Raw genomic sequence first — 17,601 nt, 5'->3', positions numbered from 1 at the left:
CAGGCGGCACCACCACCCCCATCACCGGAACCATCACCACCACCAACACCACCACCCCATACAACATCGTCCGCACCACCACCTACCTCACCGACCAAGCCGAAACCCAACAAGGACACTAAACCCACCCACCCACACCACCCGGGCGGGCCCAGCCAGAGGCACCACAGCCACCGCAACTGTCCAAGATGTCCATGAACGGCACAAACCCCACCCCACCCCGAACCAGCGCCGCCTCCAAACCGCACGATCCCAACGGCTCCGCAAGACGCGAGAGGGCCATCCGCGGACATTCATGCCAATCGCGGACACTTTGCTCAGCCGAACTTCGGCTAGCGAGCGCCCAACCGACCCACACTCATCTACACGCCACAGGTATACTTCGCGTGTATAGTCACACTCATGGATACCCGCCTCACGCTTCTCGGCCTACTCGGCACCGGCCCCGGCTACGGCTACGACCTCAAGACGCACTGGGACCGCTGGTTCGCCGACACCAAACCACTCGCATTCGGCCAGGTCTACGCCGCCCTCGCCCGACTGCTGCGCGACGGTCTCATCGTCCAGCTCGGCGCCGAAGCCGGTGCCGGACCGGAACGCAAACGCTACGAGATCACCGAAACCGGACGCGCCGCCGTGGAGGAGTGGATCCGCAGCCCCGAGGTCCCCTCCGACTCCATTCAGGCCGACCTGTTTGCCAAGACCATCATCGCCATCCTGCTCGACGACGACGCCGAGCACCTCCTGGACCTGCAACGCGCCGCCCACACCCAGCGCATGCGGGAGCTCACCCGCCGCAAGGAGGGGGCCGACCTGCACACGATCCTCGTCGCCGACCACGCCCTTTACCACCTGGAGGCGGACCTGCGCTGGATCGACCTAACCGCTGCCCGCCTCAACGAGTTGCGCCGGGAGGTTCGGGCATGAGCACCGCACCCTCAGACTCATCCTCCGTATCCGTTTCAGCCCTGCCGTCTGCAGCGCCTACAGGAGCCGCTTCATCCACGTCCTCCCCCGCCTCGGCACCCGAGGTGATCGTGCGGGCGCGCCGACTGGAGCTTGCCTTCGGCGCCACCCGCGCCTTGCGCGGCATCGACCTCGACATCGCCGCGGGCGAGGTCCTGGCCATTACCGGCCCCTCCGGGTCGGGCAAGTCCACGCTGCTGCACGTGCTGGCGGGAGTGCTGACACCCGACGCCGGCAGCGTGCTCTACGGCGGCCGCGACGTTGCCACCCTGAACGAGGCCGCACGCGCCCGCCTGCGCCTCGCGGAGTTCGGCTTCATCTTCCAGTTCGGTCAACTCCTGCCGGACCTGTCGGCGCTGGACAATGTCACGCTGCCGCTACTGCTGGCGGGCGTCTCGCGCCGGGAGGCCCTGGAACGCTCGCATACCCAACTGACGGCCCTCGACCTGGGCGAGCACGAGCACAAGCTGCCCACGCAACTCTCGGGCGGGCAGGCACAACGCGTCGCCGTCGCCCGCGCCCTGGTCACTTCGCCGCGCATCCTGTTCGCGGACGAGCCCACCGGTTCCCTGGACTCCCTGGCCGCCGAGCAGACGATGGGCGCCCTGCTCAAGGCCGCGCGTGCGGCGCGCTCCGCTCTGGTGATCGTCACTCACGACGCCCGCGTCGCCGCCTACGCCGACCGCGAGGTGATCATCCGCGACGGGTGCGTCAGCCTCAACAACGGCCTGCTCGTCGCAGCTCGGTCCGACGGCGAGGAGCAGGCACGATGACCACGCTCCCCCTGACCCGCCTGGTGGTGGCCGGAGACCGTGCCGCTCGCCGCCGTCTTGCGGGTATTACCGCGGGCGTCATGATCGGCGTCGCACTCTTCCTGCTGCTGGCCGCCGCCGGACAAGCATTCGGGGTGCGTTCGGAGCGCTCTACCTGGACCGACCTGATGGTGACTGATCCGGGGGTGAGGCAGGTACTGGCGGCGGACACCGTCTTAACGCCGGAGACGGCCGCCGCCGTATCGGACATCGACCATTACGAGGATCACCTGATCACCATCCTCATGGTCGCCGCCACACCGGACACCCGGGTGCGGATCCCCGGCTCCGACGTCGTCCCCCACCCGGGCCAGTACCTCGCCTCCCCCGCCCTGGCCGAACTCATCGATGCCGCGCCGGCAGACCAGCTGGGCGAGCGCTACGGCGAGCAAGTGGGAGTCCTGTCCGACGACGCTATCGAGGGGCCGGACTCCCTGGTACTGGTGCTCGGGGTGGAGCAGTCACGCGTGCTGGCGTGGGAGGGTATGAGCGCTCCCCAAGTGGTTACCGAGTTCATCGGCTACGACTACGCCTCCACGGCCTACCGGATCGTCGCCATCATCGGAGCGATCGCCGTGCTGGTACCGGTGCTGCTGCTGATCGCCATCGTCACCGGTCTCGGTGCGGCTCAGCGCGCAGAGCGCTTCGCCACCCTGCGGCTGATCGGCGCCACTCCTGGACGAGTAGCGCGGATCGCCGCGGCGGAGACCGCCGTGACGGCCCTGCTGGGAGCACTGCTCGGTGTCGTCCTGTATCTTTTCCTCATCCCGCTGGCGGCACGCATCGAGATCGGCTCCTCGACCTTCTTCCCACGCGATCTGCTGACCTCGCCGGGAGTCATCGGCGCAACCGTCGTCGCCATCCCCCTGATGGCGGCGGTGGTGACCTGGTGGACGACGTTGCGGGCCGATGTCGGCCCTTTGGGTGCCTCCCGCGAACGCCGCGAACGCCCGCCGCGTCTACTCTCCCTCCTGCCCCTGCTGCTCGGTCTTGCGGGACTGACGGCGGTGCGGGTTCTCGCCAACGCCGTAGACACCGGTGAAGGAACAGCCGTTGACATTCCCATCGCCCCTCTGCTGGTGGCCTCATTCGTGCTGACCATGCTGGGACTGCTGTGGGCCGGTCCCCTGCTGACCTCATGGGCTGCTCGCCTGGTGCAACGCCGCGCCCGCAACGCGGCGCAGGTGATCGGTCTGGGCAGGATGGTCCAGCATCCCAGGGCGGCCTTCCGCGCCGTCGGCGGCCTCGTCGTCGCCGTGTACGCGGTGACACTGTTCGCTGTAGCCGTCACCGCCGCGGCCGGCACCCCGGAACTCAACCAGGGCAGTGGTTACCTGGCGCCGACGACGCTGTATACGTTGCCCGAGCCCGGCGCCGCGGACGCGCTCGAGCAGGCGGCCCCGCAGATCGCGCAGGTCGAGGGCGTGAGCGCCGTCGTCGTCGCCCGGGAGGCGCCGTATGGCGCCGAGGACACCTCCCCGCGGCTCGCCCTGCGGACGGCGGACGCCCGCGCCCTGGGCGCCTTCAACGCCGATTCCTCGGGCGCGACCATGGACTCGCAGTGGGTGAGCGTGTCCTGGGACTGGCTCGTCAACGACGTCGCGGATCCGCGACCGCTTACCGCTCCCGAGACCGATGCCGCGGCCACGCTGCTGGTCGCCACCGACGGCGAAGCGGCCTCGGTTGAGCGGGCGCGCACCGCCGTGGTGACCGCCATGGGTGAAGGGCTGACCCACTACCCGATCTCACGCTTCGACAATGTGGTCGCCTCCGACTCCGCGCTGGAGAACCAGTTCGCCGCCCTGGGTTATATCGGCATACTCATCGCCGCGGGGGTGTCGGCGGCGGCGCTGGCGGTGTCCACGGTCTCCTCACTGCTGGCACGACGACGAGTGCTGTCACTGCTGCGGCTGATCGGGATGCCCCACCAGACCCTGCGGCGGGCCACCGCCTGGGAGATGTTGCTCCCCGTGATCACCGTGCTGGCGCTGTGCATCGGTGCGGCGGTGTACACGGCGTGGATCGTCATCGTCGGTATCTCGTCGCGGGGAGTCGGTTGGCCTGCGGCCTCCTACTACGTGGTGCTCGGCGCGTGTCTGGCACTGGTCGGCGTCGCCGTGTTGGCGAGCACGCGGGCGGCGTCCCGGATGGTTGCCTCCACGACGGTACGGTTCGAGTGAGTTACCGACACATCCGCTTCCCCTGAAGCGTCGAATAATGGGCACGCATGAGCGCGGAGCGCGCGTAGTAAACAACGCACAGGAATCGCGATGTGGTCCGTTATGAATCATCAGGAGGATCGCCCCATGACCGGCACGGTCATCGTCTTTGACATCGACGGGACGCTCATGGCCACAGGGCAGCGGCAGACGACGCCCTGGACAACTTTCTTCGCCTGATGGGGATCGACCCTACGCCGTCGCTGCACCACGCCTGGATTCGGGCAGAGCAGGAGCACTTCACGGCATGGCGAGACGGGAACATTAGCTTTACCGAGCAGCGACACCTCCGCATGGCGGAGCTGCTCACGGCGCTGGGGCAGACTGTCGGCGGCGAGGCACAGCTGGACCGGCTCTTCACGTCCTACCTGGCCGAGTACGAGCGTGCCTGGCGGGCCTACCCCGATGCGCTGCCGTGCCTGGAGGAGTTACGCAACCGCGGCTTCAAGCTCGCGGTGCTCAGCAATGGTGAGGACCGGCAGCAGGAGCTAAAGCTTGAGCGGATCGGCGTCCGCAAGTTCTTCTCCTGCGTGCTCACCTCCGACTCCTTAGGGGCCGCAAAACCTCACCGGGAGGCATTAGACCGGGCAGCCGAGGTGCTCAACGCATCGAGCGCGGAACTCACCTACATCGGCGACGACGTCGAAATCGACGTGCTCGGGGCACGCGCCGCAGGCTGGCGGGCGTTCCACCTGGACCGGTCCGACATCAGCCGCATCCAGGGCTGCATCAAGTCGCTGAGTGAACTGCCCGCGCTCCTTGAGCGGTGACGAGAAGTACGCCCACTCACGAGCGTGGCCTGACCGACTGCCGCTATGCCCCATGCGCCCGGCGCGGCGCGACCGAACCGTGGGAGGTGCGCGTCGTCGTCGGGCGGGCCGACTCGACCCGCCCGGCCGACTCAGCCCCGCCGCACCAGGGGGAAGGTGATGGTCTCGCGGATGCCCTGCCCGGTCAGGGCCATAAGCAGCCGGTCCACACCCATGCCCATGCCGCCGCAAGGCGGGAAGCCCTGCTCCATGGCCACCAGGAAGTCCTCGTCCAGCACCATTGCCTCCGGGTCCCCCTTCGCAGCGGCCAGCGCCTGCGCCTCAAAGCGCTCGCGCTGGATGACCGGGTCGGCCAGCTCTGAGTAGGCGGTAGCCGTCTCGGTGCCGCGGATGTACAGGTCCCACTTCTCGGTGAGTCCCGGACGGGAGCGGTGGTAGCGCGTCAGCGGGGAGGTGTCCTCGGGGAAGTCGAAGACGAAGGTCGGCTCCCATAGGTCGTTGCCGACCGTCTCCTCGAAGATGTCCTCCACGATCTTGCCGGCCACGGCGTAGTCGTCGACCTCCAGGCCGAGCCGCTCCGCAATCCGGACCAGCTGCTCGCGGGGGGTGGCGACGGTGATCTCCTCCCCCACCGCCTCGGACACGGAGGTGTACAGGTCGAGCCTGCGCCACTGGCCGGACAGGTCGTACTCGGTGCCGTCGGCCAGGCGCACGATCTCCTCGCCCTCGCTCAGGCCGAAGGCGTCGCGGGCCGCCTGCTGCACCAGGTTCTGGGTCAGCTCGGCCATGCCGTTGTAGTCGGAGTAGGCCTCGTAGGCCTCCAGGGCCGCGAACTCCGGGGAGTGGGAGGAGTCCATGCCCTCGTTGCGGAAGATCCGGCCGATCTCGAAGACCCGGTCCACTCCGCCGACCACGGCCCGCTTGAGGTAGATCTCGGTGGCGATGCGCAGGTACAGGTCCATGTCTAGCGCGTTCATGTGCGTGACGAACGGCCGGGCGGCGGCGCCACCGTGAATCGCCTGCAGCACCGGCGTCTCCAGCTCGACGTAGTCGCGCCCGTAGAAGTTCTCCCGCAGGCTGCGCACGACGGCGGCCCGCGTGCGCACCATGTCGCGGGCGGCCGGGCGAGTGAGCAGGTCCAGCTCCCGACGCCGCACCCTCTGCTCCTCCGAGAGCGTCACCGCCTCACCGGCCTCGTTGGTCCAAGTCTTGGGCAGGGGCCGCAGTGCCTTGGAGGCGATGCGCCACGCGGGGGTGGCGACGGCGTCGTCACCCAGGTTGGTCAGGTCCGCGGGGTCGGCGTCCGCGCATAGCTCCGGCTCGGCAAAGACGGACAACTCGCCGCGGCGGGAGGCGCCCACGTGCCCGCGGACGAACAGGTGATCGCCCAGGTCGACATCAGTCTTGAACGCAGCGAGACTCGAGTGGCCCTCGCCCGGCAGGGACTTAGCCGACAGCATCGCCTGAAGAGTCGCGCCGGCACCGTCCTGCAGGGTGACGAAGCACAGCCGACCGGTGTTACGCAGGAAGACCACGCGCCCGGCGACCCCCACGACGTCCTCGGTCTCCTCGCCGGCCTGGAGGTGGCCGTAGCGCTCGCGCACGGCGGCGATCGTGGTGGTCAGCGGCACGGAAACCGGGTACGGCTCCCAACCCTCTTCGCGCAGGCGCTCGCGCTTGTCGGACCTGATCCGGAACTGGTCGCCCGACAACGGGGCGGCCTGCCTGGGCTCGGGCCGGGATGCGCTCGGCTCGGCGGCCTGCGGCGCGGAAGTCTGCTGGTTGTCGAGGGCTTCACTCACGCGCGCGAGTCTAACCGCTCAGCCCGAGCGCCCCACACCCGGCGACCACCGGCTTCACCGGTGTCGGCCACCGTGGCTGCGACCGCCCCGTTCCGCCTGGTTGGCACGACCGTGTTGGCCAGGACGGTCACTCGCCCAAGCTGTTGTCCCGTCCCACATCTGGGCCGAGGCCCGGCGAACTCGCACATACTTTCATCCACAGGTTACGACTGCTCTCCGCCGCTGTTGGAGCCTTATCCACAGGCAGGCGCTTGGGGCTACACGACTCGGCGGGCACGAGGTCATCATTCGTTCATGGACATCAAGCTCGAGCTCCTGCTGGAACGCGTCGCTACCCTGAACGGCGCGGCGTACGACGATGAGGTCGTCCGCGGTGCGCAGGACAAGCGCGCCGTCGAGGCCGCCCTCGCGGCCGAGCTGCTCTACCGCCCCGCACCGAGATTCCTCGCGATCCCAGGAACAGATCCACGCATCGTCAAGTGCAGGCAGTTTCGAGCGCACCTGACCTGCGCGAGCGCCGCCGAGGTACTCGGCTACCCCATGTGGGGCAAGCCCGAATCGCTGCACCTGGCGGTGCCCAGTAATCGCGGAGTCAGATCGAGCCCGCACCGTGACTTGAGCGACGTAGTCGTGCATCGGAAAACACAACTCACACCGATGACTGTGGACGGCTTCCCCCTGGTGGTTCCGGCCGAGGTCGTAGCCTGCTGCCTGAAATGCCTTGATGAGCTCGACGCCATATGCGTTGCGGATGCTGCACTCCACCGCGGCGACACCACGAAAGCGGAAGTCGCGGAGCTTCTGACCGGGCGTTACAGCGCCAAGGCCAAACAACGGTTGGAACGCGCAGAACCTGCTACGCGGTCCCCTCTGGAGACTCGTACCAGGCTCGCACTACGTGACATCAACCTGTCGGTGGACACCGGGGTGATCGTCGAGGGGATAGGGGAGGTTGACATGCTGGTTGAGGGATGGCTGATCGTAGAGACGGACGGCTGGGAGTTCCACTCGTCGAACGAGCAGTTTGCGCTTGATCGCCATCGCGACCAGGCTGCGCTCGCCGCCGGCTACGTGCCCGTGCGCTTGACCGGACAGGATGTCGCGGCCGGAGAGGAGCGTATTCGCCGCATAGTCGCGCAGGCGATCCTGGGCGCCGCACGCTCAGTTCGCGTTGCCCTTCCCCAAAACCCCGGAATTATGCGGAATCTTTGTCAGGCCGCGGGGGCGCACTAAGCCTCCAGCGTGCGCCGAGGATGTCGGCGCACGCTGGAGCTACATCAACCAACCGCCCCGATTTTCGGGCAACCATCACTTTTCCCTGGAATCTAGCCATATTTGGGTATATCGCACGCCGGAGTCTTCATCCCTAAGCGTGCGCCGCCCCTACTCCCAACGTGCGCGAACCGTCAGCGGTGGCGCTCAACAGGAGATCCGGCTCCGTATGGTCCGCTAGTGCCGTCGGGAAACGAGGACACGGCATCGGCTCGACTTGCCCAACAGTTAGCAATGCGCAGTTCAGTCACGCACCGCAGCCAGGGGCAGACCAGAGGACCGCAAGCCCTGGAGGCGGGCTACGTCGGAGTCCGCGGGAATCTGTCCGGGCTCGGTGCCGCGCTCGACAATCTGGTTGTTCTCATCAACGAACACCACGTGCGGCAGATAGTTGCGGGCCTCGTCATCACTCAGCTGGGAGTAGCCGATGAGAATCACGATGTCGCCGGGACTGACCAGGTGAGCGGCGGCACCGTTGATGCAGATCTCCCCCGCGCCGCGCTCGCCGGGGATGACGTACGTGGAAAGGCGGCTGCCGTTGGTGCAGTCGCAGATGTCCACCCGCTCGCCGGGCAGCAGGTCCGCCGCGTCCAGCAAATCCGCGTCCACGGTGATCGAGCCGACGTAGTCCAGGTCGGCCTGCGTCACTGTGGCGCGGTGAATCTTGGACGTCATCATCGTCCTAGTGCGACTACTCATCGCTCACAAGCGTAGACGCACCAGACTGGCCCAACGCAGTGTCGTGACAGAGAAGACAGCGTGAGGAGGACAACGGTCCCTGGACAGTAAGGAGCGGGCCGCCACGCCACTTCAACCGACCTCGGCACGTAACTTCAACCGGCCTCGGCGGGAAGATCAACCGACCTCGGTGGCGCGGGCGAGCCAGCGGTCCAGCCGTTCTTCGCGTCTGCGCCGCAGCGCCCGCTCGGAGATGACGCGTTCAATGCTGGCGGCATCGTTCAGGTCCAGGTTGCTCAAGGAACGGCCGATCTCCGCATCCACCATGTCCAGATGCAGCGCGGCCAGGCCGCGCCGCCGCGCCAGCGGCCCCTGCACCAACCGCAGCGACTGGATGCGCTCGTAGGGGATCACGCTGATGCGGCGCCACCAACGGCCCAGCCTGAGCACCACGCAGGTGTCGGTAAGGGCTATGGCCTCCCGCCGCCAGGCCAGCGGGGAAAACGGACGCCCGCGCGGGCTGATGCGAATGAAGCCGCGTCCTGCGGCGCCGGCATCCAAGTCCACATCGCCCACCCCGTCATGATCGCTCCCGGTAAGAGCCACCTCCAGAAATGCATCCGGATCGGCGACGCCCAAGTCGGGCACCACCAGCCACAGTGCCCGCAGGGCGGTCTCGCGCCGCCCCACGGGCAGCAGCACATTTGCCCCGGTGTCCTCTACCCCGGAGGACTTGACCTCGGCGGCGCTGCGCCCGGCAACGCTTACCTCCACTCGCCACCAGTCGGGCCCACGCCACAGCGGCCCCTGTTCGATCTGCACGCCATGCACCCGGCCAGGAGGGAGTGTGGAGGAGGTCTCCGCAGTCAACCCGAAGCGCGTTCGAATCCCCGCAGGCGTGGCCGCGGCGCGGAAGCGCCACCCCTTGTCGAAGCGGCTCCATGCGTAAGCCCCCAGACCGAGCGGTATGGTCAGCATGGGCAGCACGCTGAAGAACACCGCCAGCGCCCTGGTGTCCTGAAAAGCCTCGATTCTCAGCCACACGGCTACCAGCACCAGGAAGCCGACCAGCACCGCGGCGGTCGCCAGGGTCACTCCGGAGCGGAGCATGGAGCCGATCAGGATGCGGGAGTCCACCTCATACAGGTAGTGCTCGGCGGCGGACAGCCGCTCCTTCGGGATCGGCTGCGCGGCCACGGCGTCCTCGAATCCGCGGGGCACCGACCGGCCCGCCGCGGCTCCCTCGAGTTGTTCCCCGCCAACGCCGGGCGCTTCCCTGGGTACGCGCCCCGGCTCCCCGGGGGCACGCATCCCGCGCCCCGCGGAAACCGGTCCCGCCGCCCCGTCGGAGTCAACGAGGCGACTGCGCGGCCCCGCATCCCCATACGGTTCGCCGACCTCGCCAAACCGCTCCATCCCCGGACCCGCAGTCGTGTTCGGCTCCAGCGCCTCACCCTCGCCATACAGCTGGGCTCCGGCCGCCAGCGACAGGATCCGATCGCGCAACTCCTCCAGCTCGGGCGTGCGCAGGAATCCGATCAGAACGTGCGAGTCGCTGCCGCCGGCCACTTCCACCTTCAGCCGCCCCAGCCCGAAGATACGGCCGAGCAGCGGGTGGATGATGTCGACGGACTGGATGCGCGGCAGCCGCGCGGTGCGCAGCTGACGGTTGAGGACGCCCGTGCGCAGGTAGACGGCGTCATGGTCGACGGCGTATGCGCGCATCCGCCAGGAGAGCCACAGACCGAGGCCAATGACCGCCAGGACGCCGACCATTCCCAGCCCAACGCTCAGGATCAGGTTGGACGGCAGGTCGCCCCGGTAGCTTTGAACAGCCGAATACGCCTCCAGGATCAACTCGATGTTCTGCCACAGCAGGAAGGCCAGCACCGCCCCGACGATCTTCCAGCCCTCCAGCAGCGGGGTGATGGGGTGCACCCGAGACCACTGCGCGTCCGGCGGCAGAGAGATGCCCCGTTCCTGGGCGTTCTGGCGCCGGGCATCGGGCAGGGAGGTGCCGCGGGGCCGGGCTCCTCCCCGACGCCGTCCGCCACCGCGGAGCGGAGCAGCGTCGCTATGTGACTGAGCGGATTCGTTCTGCGGCAGGCCGGAGGCGTTCTGCGGCAGGCCGGAGGCGCCGGAGGCAGCTGGAAACACGTTCACAGTCCCGCCATCCTCTGCTCGCCGCGTTCGGACAGCACGCGCCGCAGGCTCTCCGCCTCGGCGATGGGCAACCCGTTGATGGTCGCGTCGGTGGAGGCCGACGCCGTGTGCAGTTTGACCTCCGCAATACCGAGGTGGCGGGCCAGCGGCCCCTGGGAGGTATCCACGAACTGCATACGCCCATAAGGGATCACGCTGATGTGGCGGAACATGATGCCCTTGCGCCACAGGAGGTGCTCGTCAGCCATGGCGTACCCCATGGCCCGCACCTGTCGGGGAATCAGCCAGGCCTCCCACACCGTAAGTACAACGGCAAGTACGGCCCCGATGTGGAACCAGGGGCTTACCCAGACTCCGGCAACCAGGAAGCCGATCAGGAGTACCGCGTTGAGAATCAGGTTCAGCACCAGGCGGGCGGTGCTCAGGCGTGCGGAGACCGGGCGGAAGCGGATGCCTGCAGGCGTGAAGGGATCGGCTGCTGTAGGCGCGGAGTCTGGGGAGGAAGGGGAGGAAGGGTACATGCTGCTCCTGACGCGATGTGTCGTGTCGGACCGAGACCGAGCATCGCAACCATGCGCGAGCACCCGCATCCTCCCACGGTAGGACCCACTTCCGCCGCGGCTCCTGCCAGGGTGCCGCCCGGCCCCTGGGTGGCGCCGTTCAGGCCTGCTACCGGCGACTCCGAATGCCTCATGCCGCCGGACTCCTGGGTGGCGCCGTTCAGACTTGCTGCCGGCGACTCCGAATGCCTCGTGCCGTCCGGGTCCCCGGGTGGTGCCGCCCGCCCGGGCCCGACGGCACCCGGCGCCCGCCCTGGCCCGCGGCGGGCCGGCGGACTCACCCCAGCTCGACGAGCGTGTTGTCGATCAGGCGGGTGGTGCCGACGCGTGCGGCGAGCGCCAGCAGGCCGTGGGCGTGCTGGCCGGGCGTGTTCTCCGACTGCCCGGTGCCCGCCCGGCCCGCTTCCTGCTGGTTCTGGGGCTCCAGGCCGAGTCCCGCCCCGGCCAGGTCAGTGAAGGAGTCGGGGTCGACGACGGCGACGTAGTCGACCTCCACGCCGGCCTCGGCCTCGAGCACCTCCTGGGCGGCGGCACGGATGGCGGCCGGGCTCGCACCGTCCCGGGCGGCCGCGCGCCCCGCCTCCAGCGCCCGGGACAGGGCCAGGGCCCGGCCACGCTCAACGTCGGACAGGTAGGCGTTGCGCGAGCTCATGGCCAGGCCGTCGGCTTCGCGGCGGATGTCGACGGGGACGATCTCAACGGGGACCGCCAGGTCGCGCACCATGGCCTTCACGACGGCGAGCTGCTGGGCGTCCTTGCGGCCGAACATGGCCCAGCGCGGCGCGGTCAGGTGCATCAGGGACAGCACCACCTGGCACACCCCGGCGAAGTGGGTGGGGCGGGTGCGGCCCTCCAGGACGGTTGCCAACGGACCGGGGTCGATGCGCACCTGCGGGTCTCCGTGGGGGTACATGACCTCGGGGGTGGGGGCGAACACCACCAGGCGCCCCACCGAAAGTGCCCCGTCAGCCCCCGTCAGGACGGCGGCCAGGCCGTCCAGGTCGGCTTCCAGGGTGCGGGGGTAGGCGTCCAGGTCCTCACCGGGCGCGAACTGGAGCGGGTTGACGAAGATCGTGACGACGACGGTGCCGCCCGCCCCTACGCGGCGGGCCGCCTCGCGCACGAGGTCGAAGTGGCCCTCGTGGAGGGCACCCATGGTCATGACGACGGCGCGCGGGGCGCCGTCCTCGGCCAGGGTTGCGGCGAGCTCCTCCCGGGTCCGGGCGAGAACGGTGTTGGCGGCGTGGGAGGACGTGTCCGGGGTGGTCGAGACGGTCATGACCCAACGCTAGATGATCCGGTTCCTGCCTGCGCCGCCTGATCCTGAGGCGCAACGCTAGCCGGCGGGCTCAGCGGGCGCTTGTGGCGGTTCCGGCGGCTCGTCCAGGGCCTCACGCAGCGCACGCGCCTGTTGCGCACCCAGTGCGCCGGTCTCTTCGCGGCGCGTCACGGTGACCTGGGCGAGCGCCCGGTATGTGGCGACGACGTCGTCCAGTCGCTGCCCGTTGGCGTCGCGCAGCTTGGTCAAGGCCGCCAGGTGGGTACGGACCGTGCCGGCGTCGCCACGCGCGACCGGCCCCGTCAGGCCTGCCTCGCCCTCTCTCAGGGCGCGATCCAGAGCGGTGGACAGCAGCGGGGCGAGGGTGGCGGCGCCATCTTCCACGCCGGCGGCCGAGAGGATGCGCACCGCCTGGTTCACCAGCGTCACCAGGTGGTTGGCGCCGTGCGCGAGGGCGGCGTGGTAGGCGGGCCGGGAGTCCTCCGGCAGGACGAATGGCTCCCCGCCCAGTTCTACTGCGAGCGCCTGCCCGATCGGCAGTACGGCGGCGGGGGCGGTAACGGCCATGGGGCAGCCGACCAGACGTGCCACGTCGGTGGAGAAGCCGCCGAAGGTCATGGCCGGGTGGATGGCGAGTGGGATGGCGCCGCAGCGGCGAGCCGGCTCGAGCACGCCTACGCCGTATGCGCCGGAGGTGTGCACCACTAGTTGTCCGGGCTGCCAGCGCCCGAGGTCGGCCAGGCCCTGGACGAGGTCTGCCAGGGCGTCGTCGGGGACGGCCAGGAGTACCAGCTCGGAACGCTCGACAATATTCTCCACGTCCAGCAGGGGGACGCCGGGTAGAAGCAGCTCGGCACGCTCACGCGAGGCCTCGGAGACGGCGTGCACGCCGATGACCTGGTGGTCCACCGCGCGTAGGGCGGAGCCGAGCACCGCGCCGACCCGGCCGGCGCTGATGATGCCGACTCCGAGCCGGCCGGGCCGACCCGGGCGGGACAGAGGAGTCGCTGATGATTCGGGGCCGGGGGCGGCGTCGGGGGGCAGGCCGGGAGTCGTGGGCATGAGGCGATGCTCTCACGGCACGCGAGTGTGCCCCGAGTGCCGTCGTGCGGGTCCTGTTCGCCGGTCTGCTCCTCCCGGCGACTGCTCAAGCTGTGCTGCCATGCGGGGAGGACCCGGAGTGCAGGTCGTCGTCATCATCCTCACCGATCGCGCACCAGTGCTCGACCAGCAGGCCGATGCCGGTCCACACCACGCAGGCCGCCAGGCAGGCGCCGGCCGAACGCGCCAGGGACGTCATTGCCGGCGAGTCCAGGTGGAGTAGTGCGACGGCGAGGCCTCCGGCGTATACGCCACCGATGACGGCACCGACCCGCGCGGATGCCTGCGCGGCGGCCGCCGTGGTGGCGGCCCCCGTTGGGGTCATCCAGGTGGGCTCGTGCTCACGCAGGCGCCGCACCGCCAAGCCCGCGATCAGCACGATCGCTGCGATGGCGATGGCGACCGCCGCCCCCCAGGGCGTCAGGGAGACGACCCAGCCGAGGTGGCGCAGCATGAGATCCGATGCCGCCCAGGCGAGCACACCGGGACCGATGAAGCACGCGAGGACCGTCGTCCAGCGCGTGCGGCGCATCATATGCCCTGGCCGTTGCGGCCGATGACGTCGTTCCAATTGGGCGGAGCGGCCCAGGCGCGCTCATCGTCGTCACCATTGCCGCCTATCGCGCCGCCCAGGAAGCTCGGTGCGGCGGGGGCTGCTGGTGCAGCGGGAGCGGCGGGCTCCCCGGGCGTGGCGGGCTGCGGTGCAGCAGGTGCGGCAGGACCCGCAGGCGCAGCAGGAGCAGCTGGCTCCCCGGGTGCTGCAGGAGCGGCAGGCGCGGCAGGAGCGGCAGGCGCGGCAGGAGCGGCTGGTGCAGCAGGAGCAACCGGAGCGGCTGGATCCCCGGGTTCCGCAGGCGCCGCTTGTGGGGCCTCGTTGTGGGGCTCGTCCTGCTCGGCGCCCTCCGCGGGCTCCGGCGGGGCGACGTACTGCCCAGTCGGCAGGGCGGGCAGGTGATCGGAGTCCAGCCAGTCGAGAGCCAGCCAGCGCACGCCATCACGGTCCGGGGCTGCCTCCGCCAAGGCGGCCACTGACTGGTCACCGATCTCGGCGAAGGGGTCGGCCTGTGCCCACGGGGCCAGCACGAAGGCCCGCTGGGCGGCGCGGGGATGCGGCAGGGTGAGCTCGGGGTCCGCAGACCTGACGGACTCGTAGGTGATGATGTCCGCGTCCAGCGTGCGCGGGCCCTGCGGCCGTGTGCGTACGCGTCCGGCCGCAGCCTCAAGTCCCTGGCACACGCCCAGGAGCTCACGCGGGGAGAGGGTCGTGGTAGCCAGCACCACCGTGTTGAGGTAGTCGGGCTGGTCCTGTCCGTCCGCCACTACGGCGGCCGTGCGTGCCAGCGGGGCGACGGCGGTGACGGTGATCCCATCGGTTTGCCGCAGCGTGTTCACCGCGGTGCGCAGGGCGGGCACCACACCGCCGACGTTACCGCCCAGCGCGATCACCACAGCTGCGGGGGCCTGCGGACGCACGGTGAGCGGGTCGACCGGCGGCTGGGGCGCCGGCGCGGCGTAAGGCTGGGGCGCGGCGGGTGCCTGTGGTGCGCCAGCCGGCGGGGCCGCGTCCACCGGCGCGGCGAAGACCGGCTCCGGCGCACTGGGCTGAGGCGGAAGGGGCAGGGCGGCGTCGGAGCCGGGCTGTGCCTCCGGCGGCGACGGCGGAGCCGCTAGTGGCTCGGGCGCCTCGGTCTCGCCCACCGGCTCCGCAGGCGGTTCCGCTGCCTGGACCTCTGCCTGGGCCTCAACGGCGGGCTCCGGCGTCGGCGCCGCGCCCAGCGGAGCGGATGCCGACCACTCCGGTTCGGGCGCCGCAACCGGGGCCGCCTCCGGCTCCAGTGCCGCAGCCGGAGCTGCTGCCGGCTCCGGCGCGCCAATGGGCGGCGCTACCGCGAGCGCGTCCGCGGCGGCGTCTGCAGCTGAGTCAGCGTCACGGAAAATGCTGACCGACACGTCGTCGAAGGCGACATCCAGCGGCGCCTGGGGCTTGTGGACCGTCACTTCCACCGCGGTCACGCGGGGGAAGGCGAGTACGGCGTCGCTGATGCGTTCGGCCAGTGTCTCGATCAGCCCGACCGGCTCACCCTCAATGATGCCGACAACCGCCTTGGCCACGTCCGCGTAGTTGACCGCATCGGTCACTGAGTCGGTGACGGCCGCTATCGCCGTGCCGCGCTCCCCTAGGAACACCGCGACGTCAGCGGTGAACAGCTGTCCCTCGGTGCGCTCAAAGGGGAGCAGGCCGTGGTAGCCGCGGGCGGACAGGCCTCTCAGCGTGATCCTGTCGGGGTTGGCTTGAGTGGTGCTCATCGGTGTTCCTTCCAGAGGGAAGCGGTGCGGACGGCGTCTCGATTGGCCGGGACCTCATGGACCCGGACAGCCCAGGCGCCGGCGGCGGCGGCCAGGGCACTGGTGGCGGTGGTGGCTGCGTCCCGGGCGAGCGGGTCGGCGGCGGCCTCGGGAACGGTGGCGGCGGCGAGGAAGCGCTTGCGCGACGCGCCGATCAGGACAGGGCGGCCCAGGCTGCTTCTGAGCCGCTCGGTAGCGGCTAGCAGCTGCCACGACTGCGCGTGCGTCTTGGCGAAGCCGAGGCCCGGATCCACCACGATCTGCTCCGGGCGCACGCCGACGGAGTCAAGCTCGGACAGACGCTCGCGCAGCTCCGCCTCCACCCCGGCTACCACGCCCGCGGCCCCGTAATCGGTCAGCGCGTCCATGGTTGCGGGGTCACCGCGCCAGTGCTGACAGATGTAGACGACCCCCGCCGCGGCCACGGAGCGGTGCATTTCCGGGTCGGCGAGCCCGCCGGAGACATCGTTGATGATCTGCGCGCCGGCGGCGACTGCGGCGGCGGCCGTCTCGGCGCGCAGGGTATCGACCGAGACAACCGCGCCCGCCTTGGCCAGCGCCTCGATAACCGGCAGCACCCGGCGGCTTTCCTCCCGCCCCGTCACCGGGTCGGCGCCCGGGCGGGTGGACTGGCCGCCGACGTCGAGGATGTCCGCGCCCTGAGCGAGCAGCTGGTGCCCGTGCGCGACGGCGAGCTCGGTGGTGTCCCAGCGGCCGCCATCGGAGAAGGAGTCTGGGGTGACATTCACGACGCCCATCACCAGGGTGCGCCCGGCCGCGGAGGCCGCCGCAAGCGCCTGCGGCAGCGGCGCCGGGGCCGTAATGGGTATCGCGTTCACGCCCCCAGGCTATAGGACACCGCCCAGTTCCCCCGGATTTCGGGGGCAACGAGATCGAATACGGCCGCTCAGGCACGGCGGCCCAGCACCAGGCTCATGGCCTCGGCACGGGTGGCGGCGTTCCGCATCGCACCGCGCACCGCGCTGGTGATGGTGTTGGCGCCGGGCTTGTGTACGCCGCGCATGGACATGCACAGGTGCTCGGCCTCGATCACCACGATCACGCCGCGCACGCCCAGCCGCTCCACCATGGCGTCGGCGATCTGGGAGGTGAGCCGCTCCTGCACCTGCGGACGGCGCGCGTAGCCCTCCACCAGGCGGGCGAGCTTGCTCAGGCCCGTGACGCGGCCGTCCTCGCCCGGGATGTAGCCGACGTGCGCGACCCCGTGGAAGGGCAGCAGGTGGTGCTCGCACACCGAGTACAGGGGAATGTCCCGTACCAGCACCATCTCCTGGTGGTCGGCGTCGAACACCGTCTCCAGGTGGCGGGCCGGATCCTGCCCGAGCCCGGAGAACATCTCCTCCAGGGCGCGGGCGATGCGGTCCGGGGTCTCACTCAGCCCGTCACGGTCGGGGTCCTCCCCGACGGCGGTCAGCAGGTCCCGGATGGCGCGTCGCACGCCGTCGGCGTCGTAGGCGGCGCTCACCACTGCCGCCACTCCTCTTGGCGATCGGCGTCCGGAGAGGCGCCTCCCGCGTCCTGCGGCGCGTCCGCCGAGTCGGGGCCGACGGCGTCGGGCCCCGGTGCGGGCTGCGCTCCGGTCGCGGCCGGGGCGGCTTCGGCGGGCGCGGCG

At 70.0% G+C, this 17,601-nt stretch carries 15 protein-coding genes; 5 read left to right on the top strand and 10 right to left on the bottom strand.

Annotated elements, in window-relative coordinates:
* Positions 1–402: 402 nt before the first annotated feature.
* From GZ997_RS03090 to GZ997_RS03075, 4 genes are all read left to right on the top strand, one after another.
* Positions 403–927, top strand: a complete 525-nt coding sequence (locus GZ997_RS03090) for a PadR family transcriptional regulator (RefSeq protein ID WP_161924869.1) — start codon at positions 403–405, stop codon at positions 925–927.
* Positions 924–1,739, top strand: a complete 816-nt coding sequence (locus GZ997_RS03085) for an ABC transporter ATP-binding protein (RefSeq protein WP_161924870.1) — start codon at positions 924–926, stop codon at positions 1,737–1,739. The genes GZ997_RS03090 and GZ997_RS03085 overlap by 4 nt, the downstream gene beginning before the upstream one ends.
* Entirely contained in the window at positions 1,736–3,958 is a 2,223-nt protein-coding gene (locus tag GZ997_RS03080) for an FtsX-like permease family protein (protein ID WP_161924871.1), read from the top strand. The genes GZ997_RS03085 and GZ997_RS03080 overlap by 4 nt, the downstream gene beginning before the upstream one ends.
* 218 nt (positions 3,959–4,176) lie before the next feature.
* Entirely contained in the window at positions 4,177–4,767 is a 591-nt protein-coding gene (locus GZ997_RS03075) for an HAD family hydrolase (protein ID WP_162678813.1), read from the top strand.
* Positions 4,768–4,898: 131 nt separating this feature from the next.
* On the opposite strand, the gene GZ997_RS03070 is transcribed toward GZ997_RS03075, so the two are convergent.
* Positions 4,899–6,569 (bottom strand): lysine--tRNA ligase, encoded by a 1,671-nt coding sequence (locus GZ997_RS03070; RefSeq protein ID WP_162678812.1) that lies wholly within the window; start codon positions 6,567–6,569, stop codon positions 4,899–4,901.
* A 294-nt stretch (positions 6,570–6,863) separates the two neighbouring features.
* On the opposite strand from GZ997_RS03070, the gene GZ997_RS12590 reads away from it, so the two are divergent.
* A complete protein-coding gene (locus GZ997_RS12590; protein ID WP_238994219.1) occupies positions 6,864–7,802 on the top strand; it encodes a hypothetical protein in 939 nt (312 codons plus the stop codon).
* 282 nt (positions 7,803–8,084) lie between these two features.
* Here GZ997_RS12590 and panD read toward each other — a convergent pair whose 3' ends face one another.
* The 9 genes from panD to folE form a co-directional block, all read right to left on the bottom strand.
* A complete protein-coding gene (gene panD / locus GZ997_RS03060; protein WP_161924873.1) occupies positions 8,085–8,540 on the bottom strand; it encodes an aspartate 1-decarboxylase in 456 nt (151 codons plus the stop codon).
* A gap of 156 nt (positions 8,541–8,696) precedes the next feature.
* Positions 8,697–10,682: a PH domain-containing protein gene (locus GZ997_RS03055; RefSeq protein ID WP_162678811.1), complete on the bottom strand. Its 1,986-nt coding sequence runs from the start codon at positions 10,680–10,682 to the stop codon at positions 8,697–8,699.
* Positions 10,679–11,203: a PH domain-containing protein gene (locus tag GZ997_RS03050; RefSeq protein WP_162678810.1), complete on the bottom strand. Its 525-nt coding sequence runs from the start codon at positions 11,201–11,203 to the stop codon at positions 10,679–10,681. Before GZ997_RS03050 ends, GZ997_RS03055 begins: the two co-directional genes overlap by 4 nt.
* 316 nt (positions 11,204–11,519) lie before the next feature.
* Positions 11,520–12,521 (bottom strand): pantoate--beta-alanine ligase, encoded by a 1,002-nt coding sequence (panC, locus tag GZ997_RS03045; protein ID WP_162678809.1) that lies wholly within the window; start codon positions 12,519–12,521, stop codon positions 11,520–11,522.
* 57 nt (positions 12,522–12,578) lie between these two features.
* A complete protein-coding gene (locus GZ997_RS03040) occupies positions 12,579–13,583 on the bottom strand; it encodes a DUF2520 domain-containing protein (protein ID WP_162678808.1) in 1,005 nt (334 codons plus the stop codon).
* Positions 13,584–13,668: 85 nt separating this feature from the next.
* Entirely contained in the window at positions 13,669–14,154 is a 486-nt protein-coding gene (locus tag GZ997_RS03035; protein ID WP_161925463.1) for a DUF3180 family protein, read from the bottom strand.
* On the bottom strand, positions 14,154–15,929 hold the full coding sequence (folK, locus tag GZ997_RS03030; RefSeq protein ID WP_162678807.1) for a 2-amino-4-hydroxy-6-hydroxymethyldihydropteridine diphosphokinase: 1,776 nt from the start codon (positions 15,927–15,929) through the stop codon (positions 14,154–14,156). Before folK ends, GZ997_RS03035 begins: the two co-directional genes overlap by 1 nt.
* On the bottom strand, positions 15,926–16,798 hold the full coding sequence (folP, locus tag GZ997_RS03025; protein ID WP_343212254.1) for a dihydropteroate synthase: 873 nt from the start codon (positions 16,796–16,798) through the stop codon (positions 15,926–15,928). Before folP ends, folK begins: the two co-directional genes overlap by 4 nt.
* A gap of 77 nt (positions 16,799–16,875) precedes the next feature.
* On the bottom strand, positions 16,876–17,454 hold the full coding sequence (gene folE, locus GZ997_RS03020; RefSeq protein ID WP_162678806.1) for a GTP cyclohydrolase I FolE: 579 nt from the start codon (positions 17,452–17,454) through the stop codon (positions 16,876–16,878).
* Positions 17,455–17,601 lie beyond the last annotated feature (147 nt).

The organism is Actinomyces sp. 565 (genome assembly GCF_010365615.1).
In the GTDB taxonomy this organism is placed as follows: Bacteria; Actinomycetota; Actinomycetes; order Actinomycetales; family Actinomycetaceae; genus Actinomyces.
The sequence above is the reverse complement of the archived record's forward strand: the minus strand, read 5'-3'. Positions and strand labels throughout refer to the sequence as shown.